4 protein-coding genes and 1 pseudogene are annotated in these 3,955 nt (G+C 60.7%); 2 read left to right on the plus strand and 3 right to left on the minus strand.

Going from position 1 to position 3,955, the window contains the following annotated elements:
* Positions 1-108: 108 nt before the first annotated feature.
* From GWI24_RS41675 to GWI24_RS41685, 3 genes are all read right to left on the minus strand, one after another.
* Complete coding sequence (locus GWI24_RS41675; protein ID WP_210951220.1) at positions 109-417, minus strand: hypothetical protein; 309 nt, start codon at positions 415-417, stop codon at positions 109-111.
* 267 nt (positions 418-684) lie between these two features.
* Positions 685-1,419 carry a 5-formyltetrahydrofolate cyclo-ligase gene (locus GWI24_RS41680; protein ID WP_210951221.1) on the minus strand — a complete coding sequence of 245 codons (735 nt, stop codon included), beginning with the start codon at positions 1,417-1,419 and terminating at the stop codon, positions 685-687.
* Positions 1,420-1,439: 20 nt separating this feature from the next.
* The gene (locus GWI24_RS41685; RefSeq protein WP_247617619.1) at positions 1,440-2,759 is read right to left on the minus strand and encodes a tetratricopeptide repeat protein; all 1,320 of its coding nucleotides are present in this window, start codon (positions 2,757-2,759) and stop codon (positions 1,440-1,442) included.
* Between the two features lie 717 nt (positions 2,760-3,476).
* Between GWI24_RS41685 and GWI24_RS41690 the strand changes: the two genes are divergently transcribed.
* Positions 3,477-3,716: a hypothetical protein gene (locus tag GWI24_RS41690; protein ID WP_210951222.1), complete on the plus strand. Its 240-nt coding sequence runs from the start codon at positions 3,477-3,479 to the stop codon at positions 3,714-3,716.
* Positions 3,713-3,955, plus strand: a pseudogene (locus GWI24_RS41695) (hypothetical protein); the annotation flags it as partial. The gene GWI24_RS41690 and the pseudogene GWI24_RS41695, both read left to right, overlap by 4 nt.

The raw sequence follows: 3,955 nt of genomic DNA on the forward strand, positions 1-3,955 counted from the left end.
ACGCTCACATTCCGAGCGCCTTGCCGCTGGCCTAGGGGACACCCCTGAGTCCAGCGCGAAGGACCGCAAGTTATAGCAGCCTGGAACTTGTACGGGTTCCAGAGGCCGTCAGATGAGGACATGGGCATGCATCGCGAACCTCAGGGTTCCTCGGTGGATCTCCTGTCGCAGACCATCTAGCGCCTCACAATTGGCCCCTTGTGCGGCAATGATGTCAAACAGCTCTGCGGTCAGGCGGGTGATGCTGCCGCAAAGCTCAAGGGCTTCGACGGTGATCTCGGGCGGGCCTTCCAGCATGACGACTGCCGTCTGGGTCTGGATCTCCGTCGTGATTCCCTGAAGCGTCGTGAGCATCCCCAAAAAATCACCTCGGATGCGTGTTCCATCCTCGTCGTCGGATTGGAGAGCCGACTCCATGGCTGCTACGAAGCTCAATAATTGAGACGCTTCTGAGCTGAACCTGTGCGCGGCTACGAGGAATGCCTTGCATGCCTCACGTCGGGCTTGGTGTTTGTGCAATCTGGTACTGGATCTCACTGTGACGAGCGCCCCGCCCCCGGTAGCCAGTGCCCCGACGAATGCGCCAAGTACGGCCGCCCACCCTTGATCCATGCTCCCCCCTATTTTGAAGCTCCTCCAGAAAACTTGTGCTCACGCGGCTCCTCCCGGGCTGACGCAAGCCTTTTACGTGCCCCCGGCAGTTCGGCTGCGACTTGCCAGCACAGGGATGGCGGCAATCACTTCTGGCGTGAGGTGATCCCAAATAATTCCCGAGCGGCACCGATATGACTTACATTCAAAGGTCTCGTCTGGCGTTATCACAAGATCCACTCGAAAGTCATGCTCGGTCTCCGGCAGATCCTCATTGAGCACTTGCAAAGAGTGGACTGTGGTCGCAATAAGGGTATGCGGACTCATGAGGCCAGCCTCCTGGAGGAGGGCTACTTCAATATCCGAATATCCGGCACCTTTCCCTATCCGCACACCTTCACGATTAACGGCAACGCTTCCACAAACGACCAGATCAACTGTCGGCATCTCATCCATATCTACCGGCTGTGCAAACTTGGCCACTACGCGGTGGGCGGCAGCCTCGCACGGGGGAACTGTAAGGCTTGCAGGGTCCAGATAGTAGAACGGATTTTCTGTAGCAAGCTTTGGGGAAGCCATATATAGCCGTTTGGCGTCTTCGAGTGCCCGAACACGGACAGGAAGCTGAGCCAAGTCAGGGACTGCTTTTATGACACGGGCCGCTTGCCAGGCTGGATGTTGAGCGAGCCGGATAGCCGCGATATCCGCACCAACAAAATCCGGGATATGGCCTGCTACACCCACAGGCGCTGCCTGCTCGCGCTCCAAAAGGTCCCACACCCTTCTGCGGAGTGCTTGTTTGGCCTGTTGGACCTGTGAACCGGTCACGCGACACTCCCTTTGCTGTCTCACCCGACTGCCATGAGATTCATAAGCCGATCGTATACGTCATGCACCGCCGGGACATCCCGCCAGGGCCTTAGCTCACGCCCTGCCTGGAATGCAAGATTCAACCCGCCACCGCCTCTATGGCGCTCCACAATGTCAATCGCCGCATAGAGCGCGGCAATAGCTTCATCGAGTTTGCGTTGCCTGATATAAGCCAGTGCGAGATTAGAGAGTACAACTGCATGAGACTTCGAACCGTCTCGCAAGGAATTGGCGGCATCTGCTAGATACTTCTCGGCGCGAGAGGCATTGTTCAAGAATAGAAAGCACGAACCGGCTAGTCGGCCGAACTGACTGAGCGAGAACAGAGGCGCCGCCGCGTCGACTTCAGATACATGTTCAAAATGACGTTCTGCGTTGGTCAACTCCCGCTCGCAGTCTTTGCGCTGTTGCAGCATGGCGTAGCCCTCAGCCGCGTGCAGCATAGCCAAGCCCCCGAGTACATGACTGGAGCCATGAACTGTGGACGCTGTACGTTGAGCGATCTCCAGCCCAGCGCGAGGATTTTTATCACCGTACAGAGCAACAAATGCAGTGCGCAGCAGTGCCAAACCTTCTGCAACTGGGTCGCGCAACTCGCGGGCTGCTACCTCAGCTTGAGCGAAATGAGTACGCGCCGTGGTGTGGTCAGTTCTCCCCGACGCATCCCATACTAATTGGCCCATTAGCGTCGACACCTCGGCCTGCGCGGCATAAAGATCCCGGCGAATGAGATAGGTAGTTGTGTAGGTTTGCCAGTGAGCTAGCTGACCCAAGAGTTGTCCAGTTTCAGCAATAAGAGCCGTAGACGGCTCGCTGACATATCGCGCATCCAAGTTTTGCACTCGTTGCCGGAGCCCGGCTACGGCCAATAGGTCAAGACACCACGGATTATCCATTGCATACTGTGTTCGCGCCCCGGACTCGGAATCAACCACAGGCTTCAGATTAGGGTCAGGATTATCAGGGGCGCCAATATTCCCTGGGGAGTTTTCCTCCCACGGTCGTCTTGGCAGGCCCAGCATTTCGCCCGGGATTCCGAATCCATCGGCCACGCGTTCGATGACTTCTTGCCCTCGGACGCCACGAACACCTCGGATGATGTCGCTCACGCGGGAACTCGTCATCTTGCCGATGGCGGCGGCCATGTCCGCATGGCTGGAGCCTGTACGCCTGTTGACGAGGCGGAAGATCTCTCGGAAGTTTCGGGTAGTGCATGCCCGCTGCATGGTCTCACTCCTGAGCAGCGCGTCAGGAATCGTCAGCGGATAGCCAGCGCGTTGATTCTCGCGTTCGTCCATGAGCCACCTAGCGGGGACGGAAGTGATCTCCCCAGGGTAGCCGCCCGTTCCCTGCAGCGGGGTTCCCCAAAGTCGCTTGTGGGGTTCCCGGTTCGCGGTTCTCTCGGGCGTCTGCCGCCCCGAAGCTCATGGAACACGTGCAACGCGCCCAACAGGGTGCCCCCGCGACGGGCGAACGTCCGGGGGCGCGGGCCACCTGCACACATGAGAGAAAGGACAGGAAGCCGTGCGCAAGAGTAGCCACGATCACCCGAACGTGGGGACGCTGGTGAGAAATACGGCCACCGACCGCCTGGCGGTCTACATGGGCGGGGTCGGACCGTACGCCATGCTCAGGCCCCGGCACGGGGGCAGGGAATGGCAGGCGCGCTCGGAGGATCTTCGCCCGGCGGAGGTTTGCCGTGTCTGAGCGCGAAGTCTCCGAACACCCCCGTACCGCTGACCTTGAACAGCTTGGGTCGGCGTACCTCATGCACCGGGCTGAGTGCGAGTCGTGCACGCCCGACCAGTCGTGCCCGATAGCGCGACGGCTGGAAGAGGCGCGGCGTATGGCGGGGATGTCATGACCAAGGACTGTGTGGAATGCGCCCGCCTGGAACGCGAGAAGGTAGCGGCGCGTAAGGCGCGGGACTTGACCAAGGTCACCGACTGCGACGTGTTACTGAAGCGGCACCCGAACCACAGTAAGAGGAGCGCTCATGCTGGACGGGGGCGGGCATGAGCCGAGCCACGTACCGGTTCCGTGAGTTCCAGCTCATCCCCGACATCGAGGCTGACGCCGAACCGACCATGTTCGCCATGCAGTGCGCGGTGTGTGAGCGGACCGGAGAGCCCAGCGAGGACCAAGCCGCCGCGCACGCGTGGGCGACCGGCCACCTGAAAGCGAACCCGGAGCACTTCACCTATCGGGAGGTCATCACCCGCCCCTGCCGGTTCGAGCCGGGAGCATGGCAGTGACGCGAACCATCCTGAGGGGTTCGGGCCTGGTGCTCACCGCCGAGCGCGCGCAGGGGGCGCCGGACGGGATCTATCTCGCCGAGTGCATGGCGTGCCCCGCGACGTCGGGGCGGGTGGACAGCAACCCCGATCCCGTCGCACGCTGGGCCATCCTCCACACCCAGCAACAGGGGCTGAGCCATGGTCAGTTCCTCGTGACCGTCGAGCGTTACTGGCGCGTGGACCCCGTGCGCACCCCG

The sequence above is a fragment of the Streptomyces sp. MK37H genome, assembly GCF_018035285.1.
Classification (GTDB): domain Bacteria; phylum Actinomycetota; class Actinomycetes; order Streptomycetales; family Streptomycetaceae; genus Streptomyces; species Streptomyces endocoffeicus.